Raw genomic sequence first — 22107 nt, forward strand, 5'->3', positions numbered from 1 at the left:
AAGCCGAGGGGGCACAGGACGTGCCCTCCAAGGCGGTCCGTACGAAACAGGCAGGTCGGGAATACGTTTGGGCGAGACAGGGCGGAGCCGAAACGACCTCTACGAGAATTGGCATTTTTAGATATGCCCTATTTGATTCCATCCAGTTTCGTCATGTATAATTTTGAAAGATAACGACAACTATCAACTATGCGGCACGATCTCGGGGTGGTAACAGAATGGACAAAAAGATTAAAAGGAGCTTATCGATGCTGTTTATAGCGGCGTCGATAGTGGTCGTAGTCCTATCCCTGTTGAAGCTCGAGCTTCAGGGAGAGTTCTTGGAAGTAGACATATCCGATAGCTTCGCACGGCCCGCCTCCGCATTAGAGGACACAAGGGCAGAAACCCCGTCCATCCCGGGCTCAAATATACTCAGAGAATCCGCCACAGCCTGTCGGACCATAGCGCTGTCCGCCGCCGAGGAATCTACGGCTCTGGCATCCTATATAGTCTCTCAGAACAGTAGGATTTCCCCTTCCGTGGCTATGGAGGAGGCCGTAGCCTTCCTCAGATACAGCAGCCTTTACGGTGTGCCTCTGGATATAGCGGTAGCGGTGGCAAACACGGAGAGCCATTTCAAGCCTCAGGCCAAGAGCTCCCACGGTTCCCTGGGAGTTATGCAGGTTACCTGGAGGGTACACAAAGACCTGCTATCGCCCTACGGATTCAACTCCGCCGACGACCTCCACGATCCATCCCTTGGAATAAAGGCGGGGTGTATACTGTTGTCCAGATATATCCAGTCAAACAGCGATCTCAAGACCGCCCTGGGAAGATATTACGGCGGCTCTCCCGAGGTATACTGGAGAAGGATATCCAGAAACCTCCGCAGGTACAGAAAGTTCGAGGAAAACCGCCGAAAATAGACCGTATCACTCCATCCAGAACAGATCGATAACCGAATCATCCGGCCTCTTCGACCATAGACTGACCAGGACGAAGGCTACCAGACCTACTAGCAATGTCGGTATTATGACGTTCATGCCCATGAAGTTTTTCATGGTGGAGGCCATCGTTATGTAGGTAAATACCCCTGTAACCATCGAGGCCAGAGCTCCCTTTCCGTTAGCCCTTTTCCAGTAGAGTCCCAAAACCAGAGGCCACAGAAAGGCTGCCTGCATTCCCCCGAAGGCGAAGATATTTATCCACACTATAAGCTCAGGAGGCCTGAAAGCCGCCAGCAAGACCACCGTTCCTATCATGGCAGTGGCAGCAAGGCTCATTATGCGGACCTTTTTTATTCCTCTTTCGGAGCTCACCGATTCGGGAGAGACGTAGTTCACGTATATGTCCTTCACTATGGTGGCAGAGGCCAGTATAAGCTGGGAGTCTATCGTCGACATGACTCCCGCCAGAGGTCCTGCCAGGAATATCCCAGCCACCACAGGAGGCAGTACCTTCAGAGACAATATAGGCATTATAGTATCTCCAACCTCTATCCCCGGCACCACGGCCCGACCGAGGGCCCCGCAGAGGTGCATACCCAGCATTACGAAGGCCAAGACGAAGGTCCCTATCACCATGGCCCCGTGCATGGATCTCGAATCCCTGTAGCCCATACATCTTACGGCAGTGTGAGGCAGACCGACCACTCCGAGACAGACCAGAACCCAAAAGGAAAGTATGAAGGGCTTGGATATGAATCCATCCGGCCCGTGAGGGGTTATAAGATCAGGATTTATGTCCCTTAAAGTAGCTACGACGTTCTCCATTCCTCCCCCCATGGAGACTATGCCGAAGAGCAAAGCCGTGGTTCCTACTATCATGACCACTCCCTGGAGAGCGTCGGTCAATGCCACCGCCCTAAAGCCACCAACCGTTGTATATGCTATTACCGTAACGGCAAATATAGCCAGTCCTGTGTTGTAGGACAGACCGGTCATTCCCTGGAAGAGCCTGGCCCCCCCTATGAACTGGGCGGTCATGGCCGCCACGAAAAAAGCCAGCAAACTGACCGATCCTGCTATAACCACAGCTGGGCTCTCGTATCTGGCCCTGAAAACGTCGTTGACCGTGACAGCCCCTATTCTCCTGGCGACTATGGCGAACTTTTTTCCCAGAACTCCAAGGGTCAGCCAGGCTGTAGGGACCTGGATCATGGCTAAAAGCACCCAGCCGAGACCCATTTTATAGGCAACTCCCGGACCTCCTATGAAACTGCTTGCACTGGTATAGGTAGCCACCAACGTCATGGCCAGGACGAAGCCTCCCATTCCACGGCTCCCTATAAAATACTCTTCCATAAAATTATCCGATCTCGACAGCCTCTTGTTGCAGTAGACCGCCATAACGTATATGCCTATTAAATAGAGGGCCACAGGGACGATCACGGAGACGTTAATCCCTTCCATCGTCTTCCTCCTTCGGAGATAGACTGACTTCCTTGAACAGGAGGTTAACCATGGCCCAGGCTATGAAGCAGAATAGAAAGGGCCCTAAAACACAGCTGAAGAAAAACCACCCTGGAAGCCCCATAAAATAATGGTAGTTTTCCGGCCCGGAATCGGTGCCGTGATAGGCAAAACCATACCACCACATGAAATAAAGAGCGGTGAGGACCAGCGAACAGATAGCCTCGAAACGAGCCGTCTTGAACCTTCTATCCTCATGTTTCCCGGGAAACATATCTATTTACCCCCTATTATCCAAAAAGGATCGTCCGGATCTTTGATCCTGTAGATTTTTCCCTTTACACGGTCCCAGCAATACGGTCCGTTGGATCTAGGGGTTCCCCAGTTATCGAGAAACTGCATTTCCTCGGACAGTGCCCTATCGAAGGATATATATCCCCTTACAGGCGACGCCGTGGGAAGATGTCCCCAGGTCCTTAAAGGACTCCAGTCGCCTACGAGGCCGATGGAGAAAGCTATTTCCTCTATAACAGGGGCCATCTCCTCCGGTGGGTTTACTATGTAGAGATATCTCCCTCTGGGAGAGGACGCCATGGACTCCAGAAGCAGTCCGGCCAGTCCCATACCGTCTTCCATATGGGGCAAACAGGTCAGAGCCACGTAAAATCCGTCCAGCGCCATCAATACACGAGGGATCTCCCGGGGCATAACGAACCCTGAGACTTCCTCCCATCTCGAAGGATCTCCATCAGGAAAAACCCTGTCTATTATCGCCATTGCCGCAGAGCATCGGCTTCTTTCGTCTCCGGTCCACAGCATCCTCCAAAGACCGAGTTCATCCATATCTGGAGCCTCCGATACAAGCCTAGCCCTGAGAGGTCCGGCACTCTCCATAGCGGAGTTTCTGAAAAGCATGGACTCCACCATCTTGTCGAACCTATCTCCGTAATCTCCCTCGTAAGAGAAGGATATAGACGACATAGACATAAAAAACAATACAAAAACGGAGAAAACAAAACGAATCATTATTTTATTCCTCCTTTTTAGGAAAACGCTTCATGTATGTGGCCATAAGTCTTGCCAGAGCCTCTGCCACGTCCTCCCTGTCTATTTTGTCGGACGTGTAGTTCAGGCATGCCTTCACCGATCTCTCCGATGGGATAACCCTGGCCGGCTCCGGCTCGGGGATCTCCCTCTTGGCCTCTATCCTGGCCACCACGGCCCTAACAGACTTGACCCCAAGATGCCATCTTTTCTCCACGGAGGAGGCCACAGTACCTGCCTTCATCGATATCATCTTGGCCACCCCGGGGCTCTCGCAGGCCACCACCAAGGTTCCCCTGTCCAGACTTACCGGGCGACTTTTACGGCCGAGGACGGTGCCCACTATGGAGGACCACTCTTTATCCACCTCCGATATTGACAGGGCAGTGGACAGCCCCGGAGGAAGTCTGCCGGAGAGCAGCCCCCTCAGGAGCTCGGGACGGGATCTACGCCGCGCCATCTCTCCGTCTCCTGACTGACAGTGCCAGAGACAGAAGCTGCAGGTCCGTAGGGGTTACCCCGGATATACGTCTGGCCTGTCCCAGTGTCTTAGGACGGATCCTCTCGAGCTTTTCCAGGCTCTCGGCCAACAGGCCCTTCATCGATCTGTAGTCGAAATCGTCAGGAATGGTCAACGCCTCCATCCTCTCGAACTTCTTCACCGATCTCTCCTGTCTCGCCACGTAACCGGCGTACTTGATCTCAACCTCCACCCTCCGACGTATATGACCCTCTAGATCCTCTCCGGAGGGTATATATCGAGACAGAAAGTCGTAATCGACGCCGGGGCGTCTCAAAAGTTCCGCTCCCGTAAGAGACCTGTCCATAGGGGCTTCCCCTATGGAGGCGAGATCGGAGTTTACGTCATCCGACGGCTTTATCCTCGTGGATCCCAGTCTTTTTATCTCTCGATCCGTGTTTCGCCACCGTTCCACCAGTATCTCCCATCTGCCGTCGTCCAGGAGGCCTAGTTTTCTACCTATGCCGGAGAGCCTTCTGTCTGCGTTGTCGTGTCTCATAAGCAGTCTGTGCTCGCAGCGGCTGGTCAACATACGATAAGGCTCCCTGGTACCTTTGGTGACAAGATCGTCTATCAGGACCCCTATATAGGCCTCGTGGCGACCCAATACTAAATAGGGCTCTCCTCTTAGTCGTAGAACGGCGTTTATACCGGCCATAAGGCCCTGAGCAGCGGCCTCCTCGTAGCCGGAGGTACCGTTTATCTGTCCGGCGCAGAAGAGACCCTTTATAGCCTTGGTCTCCAGCCAAGGGGTGAGCTGGGTCGGGTCCATGTAATCGTATTCAATGGCGTATCCGGCCCTCATTATCCTGGCTTCCCTGCATCCCGGGAGAGTCCTGGTCATCTCTATCTGGACGTCGTAGGGCAGGCTGGTGGAGAAGTTCTGAAGGTATATCTCCTTGGATCCTCTGGCGACCGGCTCGAAAAATACGGTGTGACTGTCCTTATCGGGAAACTGCATCACCTTGGACTCTATGGACGGACAGTATCTAGGTCCGGTTCCAGTGATAGTGCCGGAGCTCACAGGCGACCTGTCCAGGTTTTCCGTTATTATCCTGTGAGTGTCCAGGTTGGTCTTTCCTACGCCGCAGGTTATATGGCGATATACCTCCGGTTTATCCCACAGGTCCATGGACTGAGGCTCCTCCTCGCCCTCCTGGATCTGAAGTTCGCTCCAGTCTATGGAATCCGAGTGGACCCTGGGAGTGGTGCCGGTCTTGAGCCTTCCCATGCGGAATCCCAGCTTCAAGAGGTTCTCGCCCAGTCCGTGGGCCGGAATCTGTCCCAGAGGTCCGGAGGAGAAGTTAACATTACCTATGTGGACCCTCCCGTCCAGATATGTCCCGGTGGTCAGTATTACCGATCTGGCGTGGTATGAGAGACCGTACAGTGTCTCAACTCCCTTGACCCGGTCCCCCTCGACTATCAGACCGACCACAGTGTCCTGGTGCAATTCCAGACCGGGACAGTGTTCGAGGACTTCGCGATAGTGCCAGTGGTAGTCGTGGAGATCGCATTGGGCCCTGAGGGCTCTTACGGCAGGTCCCTTGGAGGTGTTGAGCCATCTCATCATCAAGGCGGAGCGATCCGTCGCCCTGGCCTGTTCTCCTCCAAGAGCGGAGATCTCCCTGACCAGATGTCCCTTAGCCGGTCCACCTATGGAGGGATTGCAGGGCATCAGGGCTATGTTGTCCAGATACAGGTTCAAAAGAAGAGTGTCGTGACCCATTCTGGCGGCTACCAAGGCGGCCTCGCATCCGGCGTGGCCCGCTCCTACAACTATCACGTCGTATACTTTATTCGTCATGGTTTGACCGATCCGTCCTCCTCGAAGAGATAGGTCAGGGTGGTGGTGTGACCAGAGACGGATCTCCCGTCGCAAGCCAGGACTATCCTGGCTCCATCGACGGTCCAGGTCTGGGTCTCTCCTCCTCCGTGGGAGACAACCTCCCTCTCGTAGCCGTATTTAGAACGAAGTTTGAGGGTAAGATCCGAGTAGTTGCCCAACATGGAGCCTCCGACGTCCCCGCTAGCAACGTCGTCTTTATTCAGGAAAGAGAAACGAAAGGTAGTCATCTTTCCTCCCTTGAAATATACCTGGACCATACAGGGCCTGCCGAAGAAATCTCCTCTGTAGAGGATCTCCCTGGCTCGACCGAAGTCGAGAGACGACTGGTCCAGAATCAGAGAACATCCCCTGTCGGACAAAGCAGACGATACCGTATCGAAGCCCGATCCCGCCGGAATTCCCCAAACCGACTCAACGGCGCAAAGGGCCGGCGTCGCTAAAGTAAGTGTGAGTATCGTCGCTGCCAGAGCCTTTATATATCCCAATCTCATTAATTTTCATTCCTCCCGTCTGGTTATACGTCCTTCTCTAACGGTCCATAGGGATCCGGGCCAACGAATCAGGTCGTCCTCCGCGGTGGCTGCGAATATCTGCCATCCCGAGGAGACCAGGGTCTCGACCGTTATCTCCCTGCCGGATTGATCCAGCTCCGAGGCCACCTCGTCCAGCAAAAGGATAGGGGACCGCCGCAGCTTTCTCTCCACCGCCCATCCCGCCGCCATCACCATCGCAAGGGATGTCCGTCTTCTCTGGCCTCTGCTGAACCTGGAGGATGCCTCCATCCCGGATGCGTCTATGGTCAGATCGTCCCTGTGAGGCCCCACCAGAGGCCTTCCCGAGCCGATCTCGGCCCGTCTTCTGGATCGGACCCCCTCGATGTATCCTATGGGATTATTCCCTGCGAGACCGATTCCTCCTCTGGAGAGAGCCAGCTCTATCGGTCCCGGAAGAAGGTCGGAGAAGCTCTCCAGTCCCATTGTCACGGCCAGAGATGCCTTTTCCCTACAGGTCCATATCCACTCCGCCATAGGAGCCATTACCGAGTCGATAAGCTCGGTGCTTCTTCCCTCGGACAGAAGGGCCCTCTTGTGTCTGACCGCCCGTCTGTACTCGGTCAGTTTCAGTGCGTAGACCGGGTAGAGAAGTGCGCAGAGGACGTCCAGAAACCTCCTCCTGACCGACGGTCCACCTTCGATGAGGGCCAGATCTCCGGGCAGAAAGGCCAGAGCGGGAACCCTGAACCTTATTGAGGCGCAGTTGCTTCTCTTTCCGTCGCATTTCATGGCGCACCGGGACGTGACCGAGGACTGAATCAGGACATTATCCTCGCCCTCGAAAGTCCCCTCCAGGAATCCCCTGGACTCGTCGGAATTCCAGTTCACCAGGGGCGATTTCCTTAGAGACTTGAACGGTCCCCATCCTGTGAGTATGTGAAGGCTCTCGAGAATATTGGTCTTGCCCGCTCCGTTTGGACCTATTAGAAGGTTTAGCTTTCTATCCCACTTTATCCTTCCGGTCTCAAGGTTTCTGAAGTTTCTGGTTCCGCTCTCGGAGAAGAACACGATGTTCTATAGGTCGTCTCCGCCGTCGTCCAGACCATCCAGGTCGGCGCTCTTGAGTTTTATGGGCATAAGCATGTAGAGAAAATCGCTTTCGTTGGGCCTGAGCATCATCATCTGTCCCTCCTGGCCGTTGAAGGAAAGGGAGACCTTGTCACCGTGGAAGGCCTTCAGTCCGTCTATGAGAAACCCTACGTTGAAGGCTACCTTGAGAGACTCACCCTTTATTATTCCATCCACTATTTCGGTGGCCTCGCCTATCTCCGGAGCCCTTCCGGATAGTTTCAGGTCTCCTCCTGGGGAAAGTATCAGTACCACCATCCGGCTGTGGTCCCTGACCACCACGTCGACCCTCTCCAGGGCCGATATGAACTGAGATCTATCCACGTCGAGTGTCGTGGTTGTGTTGGGGCTCAGTATCCTCTCGTAGTTAGGAAAGGACGAATCCACTCTTCTCACCGAGAATTCCAGCGAGTCCAATTGGAAATAACCGAGAGCTCCGTCCACCGATACGTTCACCTGAAGGTCCTCCCCTAGTCCGGAGAGTATCCTCAGAAATTCCCTCACCGATGTCAGAGGCAGCAACATATCCTGTTCTGGATTTTCCTTGTCTACGTAGGCCTTTGAGAGGGATAGCCTTCTGCCGTCGGTGGATACACAGTGGCATTCTCCGGATTTGACCTGAAGAAGCTCCGCTCCAAGATATTTTGGAAATTCCTCTCCCATGCTTCCGGCTATTCCTCCTTCGTCCAGAATCCTGTGAAGTTCGTCTTTTGCCAGAACGCAAAATTGAGATGCCCCCTCTGGAGAGGGAAGTGGTGGAAAGTCGTCGGCGGGATAGGTGGTGAAACGGTATCTATTTCTACCGGAGAGGAGGATTCCCGTACCTCTCTCCGCTACCTCTACGGTAAATATGGAGGTAGGGGACTTCTTGAAAAGCTCCCCGACTACCTTTATAGGAAGGACCGCCTTCCCCGGTTCGTCTATCGTTACTCCCTCTGATTTGACCTTTACGGAAGTCTTAAGATCTGTTGCCTGTAGAGTTACTTTTCCGTCTTCAGCAGTACATAGTATTCCGGATAACACGCTCAGTGTGCTTTTCTGTGCCGCTACTCTTTCAGCTACGTTCCAGCTCTTCATGAAGGCGGTTTTATCTATAGTGAGCTTCATCGTGGATAGTCCTCCCTCTGTGTTCTTCTATGGTCTTTATTATTTAGTTATAAGTAGTCGTCGTAGTATGGGCTGTGTATATGTGGATATCCCTCTTGACCCCTTGTCATCGTGAGTTATCCACCGTGGATAAGTATGTGTCGGACCGGAGGATCGTTATTCACACTATCCACAAGAATTTTGTGAATAAGTGAAAAGGCATAGTTATCCACATCGAGACCCTCGGTGATTTCACAGCTTAGACTCAACGTTATCCACAATTCCTTTCACCCTGGCATTGTCCAGAAGAAGCTGTTCTATCTTCTTCTGAGCGTGGAGAACCGTCGTATGGTCCTTTTTGTTGAAGGCCGACCCTATCTGTTGAAGACTGCTCTCGGTGTGTTTTCTGCATATGAACATGGCTATCTGCCTTGCCAGGGCTATCTCGGAGGTTCTCTTGCTGCTGGTGAGATCCTCCACGGTGAAGGAACATTCCTCCGCTACTATCTGCTGTATAAGGTCTATGCTGACCGGACCTTTGGAGGTGTGCCTCACTATGTCCTTGAGCCATTCCGAGGTGTTTTCCACCGTGACCGGCTCGCTGTTGAGCTCCGCACAGGCTATAACCCTGTTGAGGGCCCCCTCCAGCTCCCTTATGTTGCTCGGTACGTTCTGGGCCAGGTAGTTTATGACGTCCTCCGGCATGGGGTAGTTCCTGAACTCTGCCTTCTTCGTGAGTATGGCTATTCTGGTCTCGTAGTCTGGAGACTGTATGTCAGTCACCAATCCCCATTCGAAACGGCTCACCAATCTGTCCTCTATGGATTTTATGTCCTTGGGAGGCCTGTCCGAGCTCAGTACGATCTGTTTCTTTCCGTCGTGGAGGCTGTTGAAGGTGTGGAAAAACTCCTCCTGGGTGCTTTCCTTTCCGGCGAGAAACTGTATATCGTCTATGAGCAGGAGGTCCATGGTCCTGTATCTGGCCCTGAACTCGGCAGTTCGGTTGTTCTTTATGCTCGTTATGAGCTCATTGGTGAACTTTTCCGAGCTGACATACCCTACCTTGAGGTTTCTGTCGTTCTGTAGGGCATGATGTCCTATAGCGTGCATAAGATGGGTCTTCCCCAGTCCAACCCCTCCCCATATAAACAGGGGGTTGTAGGCTGCTCCAGGGCTTTCAGCCACGGCCAGACTTGCGGCGTGAGCCAGCCTGTTGGATTTACCCACGACGAAGGAGGAAAAAAGGTAGTTCGGGTTTAGTCCGCTGACCTTTCCCTGGGATTCGGGCTTTATGGTCCTCTCTGCCCTCTCCTGTTCTTTTCTGTTATCTCCGGTCCCTACGTTCAGCTTCAGTCCCTTTCCGTAACCTAGATCCTTCATTGTGTCTTCCAGTATTTTCTGGAAACGGTTCTGGATTTGCACCTTTATAAAATCGTTGGCTACGTCCAGTAAGATAACCTCGTCCTCCATGGATAGGGGAACGCAGGTCTTCAACCACACGTCTACCGTTCCGTCCGGAAGTTTAGGCGTAGATGCCGCCACGATGTCTTGCCATAGTTTTTCCACGTCTTTCACAAAATTCACCTCTGAAGGGTTATATTTTCGTCCACAAAAGTTATCCACATATCCACAGTTATCCTACAACAGCCTGTGAAAAAAGAGAAGTGGCTGTTTCAGTGACGTTACAGATTGTGGATAGTTATCCACTCAATTTGACCAAGCCTCCAGATCCGCATTTCATGGGGCTTCGTGGGTTATCCACAGGTTATCCACTAAAGTGGATAACCTGTGCCGGTGAATCTAAGGGATAAGCACCCTATGATACAACAGTACCGGGGTTTCATGTGCATAGTGGATGGCCGAGAAAGTCTCTTTACAGGTACTCTTTTTTGTGAATAATGTATAGTAATACTTATTATGAGAAGAGGTATCGTTATGTCCGTATATGTGAATAACGCGGCTACAAGCTGGCCGAAACCGGAATGCGTTCCCAAGGCCGTTTTCGATTTCATGACAGGTAGAGGGGCCAACCTTGCTAGAGGGGCTGCGGCGAAGAGGGATGTGGATACACTTGATATGGTAATGGAGTGCAGGGAAGCCCTGGCGGATCTGTTTTGTGGATATCGTGACTGCGATCCCAGATACGTCACCTTCACCTCCAACGTAACCGAATCGTTGAACGTCGTCCTGAAGGGATATCTGCGTCCGGGGATGACCGTGGCCACTACATCGATGGAGCATAACGCTGTGATCCGTCCTCTAAGGGCCCTGGAGAAAAAAGGGATTAATTTAGAGATAATTAAATGTGATGATCGAGGAAGGCTGGATCCAAGGTCTCTGGAACTGTTGATTGAAAGCAAGACCATAGATATGGTGGTTATAGCTCATGGAAGCAATTTATGTGGGGTTATCCAGGACGTGAAGTCGGTGGGGAAAATATGCAAAGATAAAGGCGTTCCCTTCGTCCTCGATACGGCCCAGACCGCCGGAGTTATCCACATATCGGCGTCCGATCTGGGGCTTTCCGCCCTGTGTTTCACCGGCCATAAGGGACTGATGGGACCTCAGGGAATAGGTGGCATAGTCTGGGAACCCTCCTTCGCAGAAAAATGCTCTCCCTTCGTGGAGGGAGGCACAGGAAGCTTTTCCGACGAGGAGTATCAGCCAACGAGGATGCCCGATAAATTCGAGGCGGGAACCCCAAACCTACCTGCCATAGCCGGGCTTCTGGCCGCCGTTAGGTGGATAGAGGAGACGGGAATCGAGACTATCCACAGCAGGGAAAAGGAGCTCGGAGAGAGGCTTCTCAAGGGACTTATCCACATGAAGGGAATAGAGTTTCACGGTCCTTCCGATATGGAAAACAGGCTTCCTGTGTTCGCAGTCAACTTCGATTGTGTGGACAACGGTACCCTGGCGGGAGAACTGGCAGATATGGGGATAGAGACCAGACCTGGGCTCCACTGCGCTCCTCTCGCCCATAAGACATTGGGCAGTTTTCCACAGGGAGCCCTGAGGTTGAGCGTCGGCTATTTCAACACCGAGGAGGATGTGGATTCCACCCTGAACCAGCTGAGCCGACTGGTGGATAGATGAGTGAGGTATAGGCGATTATGACGGTAAACCCGGTGGATATCCACCGGGTTTGCTTTTTCCTCACTCCTACTATAAAGTGACATACGTTGTGCGAGAGGTTGTTCTATAAAACGTTTGTCTTGGAGGCCGTCATGAAAGTAGTGATAGTAGGAGCCGGAAACGTAGGCTATTCCATAGCGAGAAGCCTATCGCTGGAGGGGCACGACATAGTGGTCGTGGAAAGAGATCTCGAGGTCGGATCCAAGGTGGAGAACGAGCTGGACGTGTCGGTGGTTATAGGCAACGGATCCCGTCCGCCTGTGTTGGAGCAGGCTGGTATAAAGTCGGGATGCGACGTAGATTTTCTCGTGGCCTGCACCGACAGGGACGAGGTCAATATAATGGCCTGCTGGGTGGGCAAGAGATGCGGTGTCAAGAGGGTCATCTCCAGGGCCAGAGGGATGGAGTATACCGATACACCTCAGTGGGCCACTTTCCTCGGCATAGATGTCATGAACTCTCCGGAAAGGTCCGTCGCCAGGGACATAGACGATCTTCTGGCGGTCAGCGCCGCGGTGCACGCCACGGAGTTGTTCGACGGAAAGGCCGGGTCCTATGCCTTCAGGGTCGGATCCGACTCTCCCATAGTTGGAATGACCCTAAGCGAAGTGGGGCAGGAATACCCCAATCTGTCGGCGGTGATGGTTTACGTCGAGAGGGGAAACAAGGGATTCGTACCCTCCGGTGACTGGGTGGCAATGGAGGGTGATCTGTGTTTCATGGTCTCCTTCAAGGACAGGGTTTTTCACCTTCAGGAGCTGTTTCATCCCTCCAGCGGCAAGGGCCTTCGCAGGGTGATGATAGTAGGAGGAGGAAAGTTGGGAGCTCATCTGGCCAGGAGGCTGGTCAGGAGATATCCCGGCATAGACGTAAAGATACTGGACAAGAACAGGGAGAAGTGCGACAAACTGGCGGAGGAGATGCCCAGGGTGACGGTCCTTTTCGGAGACGGAACGGACGAGAGACTGCTTCTCCACGAGGGGATAGAGGATATCGACGGATTCGTCGCCACCACCGACTCGGACGAGCTCAACATGATACTGACCGTTCTGGCCGACAGGATGAAGGCCAGAAAGACCGTGGCGGTGGTGCACAAGGAACTCTACTCAAGGTTGGCCGAGGATATGCCTATCGACTCGGTGGTGAATCCCAACGAATCGCTGGCTTCCTTGATACTCCGTCACGTAAGATATCCGGAGACGGCGGGATCTTTGTCCCTTATAGATAGAATAGGGGCGGAGATGCTGGAGGTTACCATTCCGAAGGACAGCCCAGTGGTGGGTAAAAAGCTCATGGACGTAGGGCTTCCAAAGGGAGTTCTCTTCGCCATGGTCAACCGGAAGGGAAATATCATACTTCCCAGAGGGGACATGGTCATAAAAGGGGAGGATACCGTATCCATCTTTGCCACAGGAGACCTTCTGCCCAGGGCTCTCAGGATTCTGGGGATACAGAAATGAGATTTCGTCTGGTATCCAGGGTGCTGGGGCTGCTCTGTGCCATAGTGTCCCTCTCCATGACTTGGCCTCTCTACTGGAGTCTGAAGGACGGTTCCAACGATATCAGGGCGTTTCTTGCCGCCATAGCTGTAGGATTTATATCGGGAGCGGCCCTCTACCTGGCGGGAAGAGGAGAGGACTACCAGGAGCTGGGAATAAGGGAGGCCTTCGCGGTGGTCACCCTTTCCTGGGTTTTGGCCTCGGCCATAGGGGCCTTGCCTTTCTACCTTGCCGGGTCGGTTGAGACCTACACGGACGGTTTCTTCGAGGCCATGTCCGGTTTTTCCACCACGGGAGCGTCCATTTTGACCGACATACAGTCAAATCCAAGAGGGATCTTGTTTTGGCGCAGTCTGACCCATTGGCTGGGTGGAATGGGGATCATAGTTTTGAGTCTGGCCATCCTTCCCTTCATAGGGGTAGGGGGAATGCAGCTCTTCAAGGCAGAGGTTCCCGGTCCCACCCCGGAGAAGCTCACCCCCAGGGTTCAACAGACGGCCGTGCTTCTCTGGGGGGTCTACGTCCTTCTGTCCGGCGCCGAGGTGCTGGCCCTGGCGTTCGGCGGAATGGACCTGTTCGAGTCTCTGACCCACACGTTCGGGACCATGGCTACTGGAGGATTTTCCCCTCTCAACGGCAGCATAGGACAGTATGGAAAGCCCTATTTCGACTGGGTCATAACGGTTTTCATGTTTCTTGCCGGTGCCAACTTCACCTTGCATTACATGGCTCTTAGAGGAAAGCCCCTCAGCCTGTGGAGGGACGAGGAATTTCGGTTCTACACCAAGGTTATTCTGTTCTCAACCGTTACGATAACCCTCTCTCTCCTGGTCTTCGGGGGATACTCCTCGGCGGAGAAGGCCTTGAGGGACGCGGCCTTTCAGGTGGTCAGCATAGTAACCACAACCGGTTACGCCACGGCGGACTTCGATTTATGGCCTCAATACTGTCGTTTTCTTCTGCTCCTTCTGATGTTCGTAGGGGGCTGTGCCGGTTCCACCGGAGGTGGAATGAAGAACGTCAGGATAATGGTCATTCTGCGGAGGGTGGGCATGGAGATAAGGAGACTTCTCCATCCCAGACAGGTGATAAAGATCAGGCTCAACGGGACGGTACTCAGAGACGATGTCATAACCTCGGTGACCGCTTTCTTTATCCTCTATATCGTGCTCTTCGCTCTGGCGACCCTGGCCATGGCCGCCATGGGGTTGGATCTTACGGCAGCTATATCCAGCGTCGCCGCCACACTGGGCAACATCGGTCCCGGTCTGGGAATGGTAGGTCCTACCCAGAATTATCACTGGGTCTGCGCTCCTGGCAAATGGCTTCTCTCTCTCTGTATGTTGCTGGGCAGGCTAGAGATATTCACTGTAGTGATGCTATTTTTCCCCGGTACTTGGAAGAGATAGACCGGCACTACACGACGGCAATTTCGGAAATGCGGGCCCGAACGGGCTTCGTCGAAACGAGATCTCCGACATAAAAACGAAGGAGGAACCCCAGTTTTGGGGTTCCTCCTTCGTTATGTTTCCCGGGAAACATAACGGTTTTTAGGAAACTACAGGCTGTTGAGCCCCATACCTGATACGATTGAAATATCGTTCTGCCTTCCCCAGTACAGGCTCGACGCTACTCAATAGAGACTCTGGCGTGTGCTGGGGCTTTTTTTACACTCCTAGTCTCTCCCTGAGGGCCTCCTGGAGGGTACTGGAAAAATTAATTTTATTCTCTATGGCCATCTCATTAAGCCAGGCCGGTATCGTTACGTTCTTGCTTACGGATTTTTTTGTCTCCTCTTTACGAAGGATATCCATCCGCACATCGATTAGAACGGCAACTTCGTCTTCTTCTGGTTGTAGCTTGTTGACCGGAGAGGGGGTTGGAATGGAGTCGTTATCATCTTCCATGCAGAGCAAATGACCTCCTAAAGCGTCTTTTGCGCTGGCGATAGCGTCAGCGTAGTCCTTACCGAAAGTATTACAGCCTGGAAGGTCTGGAAAGCGGACACAGACATACTTACCGTCTTCAGAGAGCAGCGCTGGATATATGCGAACATCCTTTTTCATAAGAAATCGTCTCCTTTCTGAGGAGGGGTTACTTGAGCCCCGCCTGTTTCATGATGCTATTGAATGTCTTGGGTGAAACGTCCTTTTGGGGATGCTTTACAGTTGTCTTCCCCGGCTTTGTCGGATGCTTGAAATGATGGTGGCTACCGACTGTCTTGATCCAGTACCAGCCGTTATTTTCAAGAATCTTGATTATTTCGCTGGACATCATCACTTTTCCCCCTGACATCGTTATTATAATGCGCATTATTATGCTCGTCAATTTTTTAGGTTATTGGAGGCGACCGCCGGGAGCGGGTGGAGGTGACGCAGGACCAGGTGGTAGAAGAGTTAGCCCTAATAGCCTTCGGTAATCCCCATGACGTCATGGAATGGGGACCTGGTGGTGTGCATTTACGTTCTAGTTTCGAGCTGACGTTCGACCAAGCGGCAATAGTGGCTGAGGTTGCAGAGACGACAATCCAGACCGGAGGATCTCTGAGGCTGATCCTCGTAGAGGTCTAAAAGACTGGCTCGAACGGGCTTCGTCGAAACGAGATCTCCGACATAAAAACGAAGGAGGAGACCAGATTCGGGTCCCCTCCTTCGTTTTTATGTTTCCCGGGAAACATCCCGGTTTTTAGAAAACTACAGGCTGTTGAGCCCCATCTCCGATACCGATCTGGCTGCACCTATGCAACCGTTTCTCTTAGCTGTCTCCAGCCAATGTTCCGCCTTATCCTTTTGCCCCATTTTGGCATAGAGAGAGGCTAGACTCATCTGAGCGGTGGCGTTGCCCTGATAGGCCGATAGGCTCAGCCACTTGAGTGCCTGGTCCCTGTCGGCGGTAACCAGATAACCGGCGGCATAGGCCTCTCCAAGCACCCTCTGAGCCTCCGAATCGCCCTGTTTCGCAAGTTTGTGGATCGACTGAAATTCCTGGGAGTCAACGGCGCCTACCCAACCAGGGGCTATAACACAGAGAGAGAACAACGCGAATATCAAAAACACAGCCTTGAACATATTCACAGAAAACACCTCTTTTGGAGACGTATTTAGGATCTTTTACAGCTCGGATTATACATCTCCTTTCGGCGAATGCAATAGAGAGAGAAAAAGAAAGATAAGTGAAACTCGTTTTGTTTGATTTTATGTTTTTCTGTTGTTCAACCCTATACCGTCTCGGCGTTTAAGCTCCTCCCGGACCGCCTCGGTTAGAGCCATGGAAGCCTGATCGGTTCGGCCGGATATTTCGTCCAGAAGGTAGAGCAGGTCGGTTGATCCGATCCTTTTGAGGGAAATCCCCTCGTGGTCGTGTGTCATTGCGTCGAGACCTCCTTTCCTGGAAAATGATCTCGAAAGGACGTGATATCCATGGATATGCTTAAAGTGATGCTGTCTCGCAGGAGCGTCAGGACTTTCGACAGGGATAAGCCGGTCGAAAGCTGGAAGAAGGATGCGGTGATAGCCGCAGCAACCTCGGCACCCAGCGCGAAAAATTTGAGACCCGTCAGGTTTCTGGTGCTGGACGACAGAGAGATACTGGACGATCTCGGAAACGTCCTGTCTCAGGGTAAACCCTTCAAGGAGTGCGATTTCGCCGTGGCGGTCTGTGCCGATCTGTCCGATTATCCCGATGGAAGCCTGGGATGGCTGGAGGACTGCTCCGCAGCCCTGGAGAATATGCTGATAGAGGCCACCTCGCTCGATCTCGCTTCCTTTTGGTTCGGGGTCTATAGGAGAGATCCCAAGGAAGGGCAGGTCCGGTCGGTTCTAGAGGTTCCCTCCCACGTGGAGGTCCAGGGAATAGGGGTCTTCGGCTACGGTGCCGAGTCCGTTCCGGCCAGGGAGGGAGTCGACAGCTCCGTGGTCAGATACGGCAGATGGGGAGACTTCAAGGCCTGATTTTTGTAAGATATAGGGTGACGAAGATATTGATCTTATTTGACCAAGGCTATCTATAAAATGCCGCTCCTCGAAGAGGTCGTTTCGGCTCCGCCCTGTCTCGCCCGAACGTATTCCCGACCTGCCTGTTTCGTACGGGCCGCCTCGGAGGGCACTTCCTGTGCCCCCTCGGCTTGGGGCGACGTCCTGTCGTCCCATCCGTACTACACGACGGTAGGTCGGGAATACGGGCTCGAACGGCCTCCGCCGAAACGACCTCTTCTAGAAAACTCGGAAGTGCGTTTTTAGAGGTGTCCTAAAAAAGGATGGGAGGACCTCAAAGGCTCTCCCATCCCTCTATTATCCCTCTGAGTCTGAGGTCCTCCATGGTCTCTTCCGCCCTATCCAGCAGGGAGATGGGGATTTCCACCTTTACAGAGACCTTCTCCCCGAAGGACGGCGCAACGTTTTCTTCCGGTATTCCTAGAACTGTCAGATGGTGGAGACAGTCTCCGTAGCCTTCGTAACCGACGGTGAAACTTAGAGGTGCTGTGACGGTCCTCTCCTCTCTAGGGCAGACCTCCAGAACTCCCTGGGCGGAGGCGGAGTAGGCGTCTATCAGCCCTCTGACCCCCAGTTTCACCCCTCCGAAATATCTTGTCACCACTATGGCCAAATCGTAGAGGTCTGCCTTTATTATAGTTCCCAGTATGGGACGTCCAGCCGATCCGGAGGGCTCGCCGTCGTCGGAGCAATGTTCCGTCGTTTCGGGAAAGCCGACTCTATAGGCCCAGCAGTTATGTCTCGCGTCGGAGTACCTCTTCGATATAGACTCTATGGCCCCCTTGGCTTCCTCCACCGTCTTGGCCGGCACCGCCGTAGCTATGAACTCCGATCTCCTCTCCTTCAGGGAGAACCGTCCTTCTTCTATTATCCTGACGTATCGATCCTCTAGTCGGGCCATGCTTCTTTGAATATCCTGTAGGTCTCCTCCAATGATTGGGGGACCACCCTTACGTCTCCCATCACAGGCATGAAGTTGGTGTCCCCGTTCCATCTCGGAACCACGTGCATATGTACGTGGTCGGCGACACCCGCACCGGCAACCTTGCCTATGTTTATGCCGAGATTGAAGCCCTCGGGGTTCATGGTTCTCTTTATCACGTCCATGGAGATGGAGGTCAGATGGTGCATCTCGGCCACCTCCTTAGGATCCAGGGATCCGTATTCGGCTGTATGTCTGTATGGAACTACCATTAAATGCCCGGAGTTATATGGGTATCTGTTAAGTATGACGAAGCAGCTTTCCCCTCTAAAGAGGATGAGGTTTTCCTCGTCGTCTTTCTGTGCTGGAAAAACGCAGAATATACATCCGGAGGGTTTTTCTCCACTCTGGATATAGGCGGCACGCCATGGTGCGAATATCTTCTTCATGGTTAATCCTCCTGATGGCTAAAAGGCAGTTCTAAAAAATTTACGCTCCTATTTTTAAGTAGAGCTAGCCTTTTTTTTCGCCTCTCTTGTTAAGTACGTCTTTTACGCCGTAAACCCCGTGGAGGATGCCGATAATGGTTCCCCCGATCGTGCAGGCGGATAAAGTCCAATCTGGGTATCCCTGTCTCATTAGATATCTTCCTAAATAGAGCCCCATGAGCACGTATCCTCCGAACAACAACGCCAGAGATACTATTTTACCGAAGACGACCAGGTCGCTTAGGTCTATTTTCTGTCCCATGGAGAACCCCCCTTTTTATTTCCCGGGAAATAATCGGTCGCTTTCTCGGGATAGTATCTCGCCTATTCGCTCGATCTGGACTTTGTTCAGTCCCGATAGAATGAGCTTCATTTTATTGCCTCGTCCGGTCATGGACACCCCGACGTCGTAGGGGGATAGGTCGTCTCCCCAAGAAGGGGTCCTTTTTTTTCTCTTCTCCTGGGGAATTTCCTCGGTAGACTCGGCGATCTTTCTTTCCAGTTCTCGAACGGTCCAGCCTTTTTCCGCCGCGGCCTTCCCCATCTTTATCGTCGACTCAATTGTATCAAGGGATAGAAGAGCTCTCCCGTGCCTCTCCGATAGGGCCCCTTCCGATATCAGCCCTAAAACCTCCGTAGGTAGCTTCAACAGTCTGAGTTTGTTCGCCACCGCCGGACGGCTCCAACCGACCTTCTCCGCCAGATTGTCCTGAGACAGTGAGAAACGGTCCATCAGTTCCTTGAGGGACATGGCTACCTCGACCGGTGACAGATCCTCTCTCTGTACGTTCTCCACCAGGGAGACCTCCAGTATGGCTCCGTCGTCTCCGTCGAACAGGTGAACCGGCACGTCCTTGATCCCGGCCTCTCTCGCGGCCCTCCATCGTCTTTCTCCTGCGACTATCATGTATCCGCCGTCTTTTTTCGTGACCAGCAGGGGTTGAAGGATGCCGTGTACCTTTATGGAGGCAGCCAGTTCCCTTATCCCTTCTTCGTCGAAGTCCTTCCTCGGTTGATCCGGGTTGGGTTTGAGTTCCTTGACAGGGAGGGTCTTGGGTATCGAAGGGGTCACGTCCTTTGGGAGTAGAGCGTCCAGTCCCTTGCCTAAAGATCTTCTTTGAGCCATCGGCCTTCCACCTCTCTTGCCAGATCCCTGTAGGCCAGGGCTCCTTTGCAGTTTTCCTGATAGTAGCTTATGGGCTTGCCGTAACTGGGCGCCTCCGACAGTGTGACGTTTCGGGGTATCAGGGTCTCGAAAGCGGCATCGCCGAATCCCTCTCTTACCTCCGTTACGACGTCGTTGGCCAACCTGGTCCTGCTGTCGAACATGGTAAGCACGACCCCGTCCATGTTGAGGTTTGGGTTCAGGTACTGTCTTACCAGGTCCACAGTCCTGGCCAGCTGGCCGACTCCCTCCAGGGCGTAGTACTCGCACTGAATGGGGATCAGTAGTCGTTTCGCCGCCACCAGGGCGTTGACCGTCAGAAGCCCCAAGGACGGTGGACAGTCCACTATGGCTATGTCGTAAAGGTCCTCCACCGTGGATAAAGCCCCCTTCAGCCTGGACTCCCTGCTTATGGCGGAAGAAAGCTCTACCTCCGCTCCGGCCAGGTTTATGTTGGCTGGAACCAGGGAGACCCCTTCCCATGGGGTCTCCACGACGACGTCCTGTATGTCGGAGCCGTCGATCAGTATGTCGTAGAGGCTTTTGGGAGAGCTCTCCCTGTCGTGCCCCAGTCCGCTGGAGCAGTTGCCCTGGGGGTCGGTGTCCACCACCAGTACCCTGTGTCCCAGCCTTCCCAACTCCGCCGATAGATTGACGCAGCAGGTGGTCTTTCCTACTCCGCCTTTCTGGTTCGTTACGGCTATGGTTATCATTTTTTCGCCTCCCACCAGGGTTTTTTCTCCGCCTTGCCCGGCCGTCTGGGGTAGACCTCCGGACAGTGGGATCTCTTTGGGAATGCCAGGAGGAAACCCTGACGTTCTCCGTTTACGTAGTCGAATATCCTTGGGTAGTCCAATCCCAGAAGATCCCACTGGCCCTTTATCTTGGCCAGTTCCTCCCGGTATCCCGGACCTTTTATGGACAGAGCCGTACCCCCTACCTTCACGAGGGGAGACAGGTACTCGGCCACTATACCGGCCTCGCTGACCCCTCTGGCCGCCGCCAGGTCGTAGATCTCCCTTTCCTCCAGGGCCAGCTGTTCAGATCGTCCCCATATGACCGAGACGTTCTCTACCTCCAACTCGGATACTATCGACTCCAGAGCTCCGGTTTTCTTGCTCTGGCTGTCCAGAAGGGTTATCTCCAGGTCGGGGCGGCATATGGCCCAGGCGAGCCCCGGAAGGCCGCCTCCCGTGCCCACGTCTACTAGCCTGCCGGAATGGGGCAGGAGCTCCAGAGCGTAAAGGGAGTCTCTGACGTGGTCCTTCCAGATGGTATCCTCGTCCTTCGGTCCGGTTAGCCGGACCTTGTCGGAGGACCATCGAGCCAGGATTTCCGAATAGGTCCTGAGTTTCGTCTCGATCCTCTCGTCCAGAGGGGGAATCTCCACCGTTACGTGAACCTGATCCGACGTGCCGTAATTCATAGCTCCGCCCTCTTTTCCAGTATTCTCCTGAAGGCCCAGCCGGCGAAACCCAGTCCGGTAGACTGTCTGTAGAAACACACCACGTCTATTCTCTTCATCTCCAATCCTTCTATAGATAGGGACACCAGGTCCCCTCTTTTCAGGTCCTCCGCAACTGTGCCGTGGTTTATGAATGCGACTCCCACACCGGCCTTGACGAAGGCCCTGGCCACGTCCCTGCTGTTGACGAAGGTCCCCCTGTGTTGGCCCACCCTCTGTTCCATCAGATACTCCTGCACGAAGGGACAGAGGGAGCAGTCCTTCTCGTAGAGTATAAGCTGTTCCTCGTTCAGGTGGGAGGGGGTCACCGACGGTAGAGCCGCGAGGGGGTGGTCTTTCGAAGCCACCAGGACAATGTGGTCCTCTCCTATTGTGAAAGTCTTCAGGTCCTTGTCGTTGAAGGTCCTGGCGTTTCCCTCCAGTATGGCTATCTCTATATCTCCCCTTCGGAGCATATCCTGGATGTCCGGGTCGTTTCCGGTCTGTATCGTCATGGCCACGTCGGGATGCTCGTTTCTGAACGCCGCTACCAGAGAGGGGAGGACCATCGTCCCCACGTAGGTGGAAACCCCGAGCTCCAGTTTACCGTATCTCATGGCCTGCATCTCCCTGAATTTTCCCGGGATGGAATCGGACCTTTGGAGGACGTCCAGCGCCAGTGTGTAGAGCGCGTTCCCCTCGGGGGTGAGGGACAGGCTCCTCCCCCTCCTGTTGAAAAGGATGACGTCGTACTCTTTTTCCAGAGTCGCGATATGCTGGCTTACCGAGGGCTGAGATAGGTATAGCCTTTCGGCGGTCCTGGTGAAGGATCCTTCCTCCACCAGTGTGCAGAAGGTCCTAAGTTGATGTAGCGACATTGCCGTCCCTCCTCAGATGGTAATAGGTTCTTCCTATAATAATACTCCAATCTCGATCGGAACGGTTTAT

At 53.4% G+C, this 22107-nt stretch carries 26 protein-coding genes; 6 read left to right on the top strand and 20 right to left on the bottom strand.

The window, feature by feature from the left end; all coding sequences use genetic code 11:
• Positions 1-248: 248 nt before the first annotated feature.
• A complete protein-coding gene (locus DPEP_RS12725) occupies positions 249-908 on the top strand; it encodes a transglycosylase SLT domain-containing protein (protein ID WP_005660069.1) in 660 nt (219 codons plus the stop codon).
• A 6-nt stretch (positions 909-914) separates the two neighbouring features.
• Here DPEP_RS12725 and panF read toward each other — a convergent pair whose 3' ends face one another.
• The 9 genes from panF to dnaA all read right to left on the bottom strand — a co-directional run bounded on the left by panF (position 915) and on the right by dnaA (position 10089).
• Positions 915-2393, bottom strand: coding sequence for a sodium/pantothenate symporter (gene panF / locus DPEP_RS04785; RefSeq protein WP_005660071.1), 1479 nt, complete (start codon positions 2391-2393; stop codon positions 915-917).
• A complete protein-coding gene (locus DPEP_RS04790) occupies positions 2380-2667 on the bottom strand; it encodes a YhdT family protein (RefSeq protein WP_005660072.1) in 288 nt (95 codons plus the stop codon). Before DPEP_RS04790 ends, panF begins: the two co-directional genes overlap by 14 nt.
• A gap of 2 nt (positions 2668-2669) precedes the next feature.
• Entirely contained in the window at positions 2670-3419 is a 750-nt protein-coding gene (locus DPEP_RS04795; protein WP_005660073.1) for a hypothetical protein, read from the bottom strand.
• Between the two features lie 4 nt (positions 3420-3423).
• Positions 3424-3897 carry a DciA family protein gene (locus DPEP_RS04800; RefSeq protein ID WP_005660074.1) on the bottom strand — a complete coding sequence of 158 codons (474 nt, stop codon included), beginning with the start codon at positions 3895-3897 and terminating at the stop codon, positions 3424-3426.
• Positions 3884-5764 carry a tRNA uridine-5-carboxymethylaminomethyl(34) synthesis enzyme MnmG gene (gene mnmG / locus DPEP_RS04805; RefSeq protein ID WP_005660075.1) on the bottom strand — a complete coding sequence of 627 codons (1881 nt, stop codon included), beginning with the start codon at positions 5762-5764 and terminating at the stop codon, positions 3884-3886. Before mnmG ends, DPEP_RS04800 begins: the two co-directional genes overlap by 14 nt.
• The gene (locus DPEP_RS04810; RefSeq protein ID WP_005660077.1) at positions 5761-6297 is read right to left on the bottom strand and encodes a hypothetical protein; all 537 of its coding nucleotides are present in this window, start codon (positions 6295-6297) and stop codon (positions 5761-5763) included. Before DPEP_RS04810 ends, mnmG begins: the two co-directional genes overlap by 4 nt.
• 6 nt (positions 6298-6303) lie before the next feature.
• Positions 6304-7368, bottom strand: a complete 1065-nt coding sequence (gene recF, locus DPEP_RS04815) for a DNA replication/repair protein RecF (RefSeq protein ID WP_005660078.1) — start codon at positions 7366-7368, stop codon at positions 6304-6306.
• Positions 7369-7374: 6 nt separating this feature from the next.
• Entirely contained in the window at positions 7375-8535 is a 1161-nt protein-coding gene (dnaN, locus tag DPEP_RS04820) for a DNA polymerase III subunit beta (RefSeq protein WP_005660079.1), read from the bottom strand.
• Between the two features lie 231 nt (positions 8536-8766).
• Positions 8767-10089: a chromosomal replication initiator protein DnaA gene (dnaA, locus tag DPEP_RS04825; RefSeq protein ID WP_005660080.1), complete on the bottom strand. Its 1323-nt coding sequence runs from the start codon at positions 10087-10089 to the stop codon at positions 8767-8769.
• A gap of 360 nt (positions 10090-10449) precedes the next feature.
• Here dnaA and DPEP_RS04830 point away from each other — a divergent pair, with 360 nt between their 5' ends.
• The 3 genes from DPEP_RS04830 to DPEP_RS04840 all read left to right on the top strand — a co-directional run bounded on the left by DPEP_RS04830 (position 10450) and on the right by DPEP_RS04840 (position 14557).
• Positions 10450-11610 carry an aminotransferase class V-fold PLP-dependent enzyme gene (locus tag DPEP_RS04830; protein ID WP_005660081.1) on the top strand — a complete coding sequence of 387 codons (1161 nt, stop codon included), beginning with the start codon at positions 10450-10452 and terminating at the stop codon, positions 11608-11610.
• A gap of 131 nt (positions 11611-11741) precedes the next feature.
• Complete coding sequence (gene trkA / locus DPEP_RS04835) at positions 11742-13109, top strand: Trk system potassium transporter TrkA (RefSeq protein ID WP_005660082.1); 1368 nt, start codon at positions 11742-11744, stop codon at positions 13107-13109.
• Positions 13106-14557, top strand: a complete 1452-nt coding sequence (locus DPEP_RS04840; RefSeq protein WP_005660083.1) for a TrkH family potassium uptake protein — start codon at positions 13106-13108, stop codon at positions 14555-14557. The genes trkA and DPEP_RS04840 overlap by 4 nt, the downstream gene beginning before the upstream one ends.
• Before the next feature lie 258 nt (positions 14558-14815).
• Here the strand turns inward: DPEP_RS04840 and DPEP_RS04845 are convergent, their stop codons facing one another.
• Positions 14816-15214: a type II toxin-antitoxin system HicB family antitoxin gene (locus DPEP_RS04845; RefSeq protein WP_005660084.1), complete on the bottom strand. Its 399-nt coding sequence runs from the start codon at positions 15212-15214 to the stop codon at positions 14816-14818.
• A 28-nt stretch (positions 15215-15242) separates the two neighbouring features.
• Entirely contained in the window at positions 15243-15461 is a 219-nt protein-coding gene (locus DPEP_RS04850) for a type II toxin-antitoxin system HicA family toxin (RefSeq protein ID WP_338033401.1), read from the bottom strand.
• Positions 15462-15517: 56 nt separating this feature from the next.
• Here DPEP_RS04850 and DPEP_RS04855 point away from each other — a divergent pair, with 56 nt between their 5' ends.
• Positions 15518-15718 (top strand): hypothetical protein, encoded by a 201-nt coding sequence (locus DPEP_RS04855; protein WP_005660087.1) that lies wholly within the window; start codon positions 15518-15520, stop codon positions 15716-15718.
• Positions 15719-15841: 123 nt separating this feature from the next.
• On the opposite strand, the gene DPEP_RS04860 is transcribed toward DPEP_RS04855, so the two are convergent.
• Together DPEP_RS04860 and DPEP_RS13230 are read right to left on the bottom strand one after the other, a co-directional pair.
• A complete protein-coding gene (locus tag DPEP_RS04860; protein ID WP_005660088.1) occupies positions 15842-16222 on the bottom strand; it encodes a tetratricopeptide repeat protein in 381 nt (126 codons plus the stop codon).
• Between the two features lie 120 nt (positions 16223-16342).
• On the bottom strand, positions 16343-16516 hold the full coding sequence (locus tag DPEP_RS13230) for a hypothetical protein (RefSeq protein WP_005660089.1): 174 nt from the start codon (positions 16514-16516) through the stop codon (positions 16343-16345).
• 51 nt (positions 16517-16567) lie between these two features.
• Here DPEP_RS13230 and DPEP_RS04865 point away from each other — a divergent pair, with 51 nt between their 5' ends.
• On the top strand, positions 16568-17098 hold the full coding sequence (locus DPEP_RS04865) for a nitroreductase family protein (protein WP_005660090.1): 531 nt from the start codon (positions 16568-16570) through the stop codon (positions 17096-17098).
• A gap of 316 nt (positions 17099-17414) precedes the next feature.
• Here the strand turns inward: DPEP_RS04865 and DPEP_RS04870 are convergent, their stop codons facing one another.
• From DPEP_RS04870 to DPEP_RS04900, 7 genes are all read right to left on the bottom strand, one after another.
• Positions 17415-18041, bottom strand: a complete 627-nt coding sequence (locus DPEP_RS04870; protein WP_005660092.1) for an IMPACT family protein — start codon at positions 18039-18041, stop codon at positions 17415-17417.
• Positions 18029-18511: an HIT family protein gene (locus tag DPEP_RS04875; protein ID WP_005660093.1), complete on the bottom strand. Its 483-nt coding sequence runs from the start codon at positions 18509-18511 to the stop codon at positions 18029-18031. The genes DPEP_RS04870 and DPEP_RS04875 overlap by 13 nt, the downstream gene beginning before the upstream one ends.
• Before the next feature lie 64 nt (positions 18512-18575).
• Entirely contained in the window at positions 18576-18812 is a 237-nt protein-coding gene (locus tag DPEP_RS04880) for a hypothetical protein (protein ID WP_005660094.1), read from the bottom strand.
• A 15-nt stretch (positions 18813-18827) separates the two neighbouring features.
• Entirely contained in the window at positions 18828-19676 is an 849-nt protein-coding gene (locus tag DPEP_RS04885; RefSeq protein ID WP_005660098.1) for a ParB/RepB/Spo0J family partition protein, read from the bottom strand.
• A complete protein-coding gene (locus DPEP_RS04890) occupies positions 19655-20428 on the bottom strand; it encodes a ParA family protein (protein WP_005660100.1) in 774 nt (257 codons plus the stop codon). Before DPEP_RS04890 ends, DPEP_RS04885 begins: the two co-directional genes overlap by 22 nt.
• Positions 20425-21141 (bottom strand): 16S rRNA (guanine(527)-N(7))-methyltransferase RsmG, encoded by a 717-nt coding sequence (gene rsmG, locus DPEP_RS04895; RefSeq protein ID WP_005660102.1) that lies wholly within the window; start codon positions 21139-21141, stop codon positions 20425-20427. The genes DPEP_RS04890 and rsmG overlap by 4 nt, the downstream gene beginning before the upstream one ends.
• Positions 21138-22037: a LysR family transcriptional regulator gene (locus DPEP_RS04900; RefSeq protein WP_005660104.1), complete on the bottom strand. Its 900-nt coding sequence runs from the start codon at positions 22035-22037 to the stop codon at positions 21138-21140. The genes rsmG and DPEP_RS04900 overlap by 4 nt, the downstream gene beginning before the upstream one ends.
• Between the last annotated feature and the right edge of the window lie 70 nt (positions 22038-22107).

It is taken from the genome of Dethiosulfovibrio peptidovorans DSM 11002, assembly GCF_000172975.1.
GTDB classification, from domain to species: Bacteria; Synergistota; Synergistia; order Synergistales; family Dethiosulfovibrionaceae; genus Dethiosulfovibrio; species Dethiosulfovibrio peptidovorans.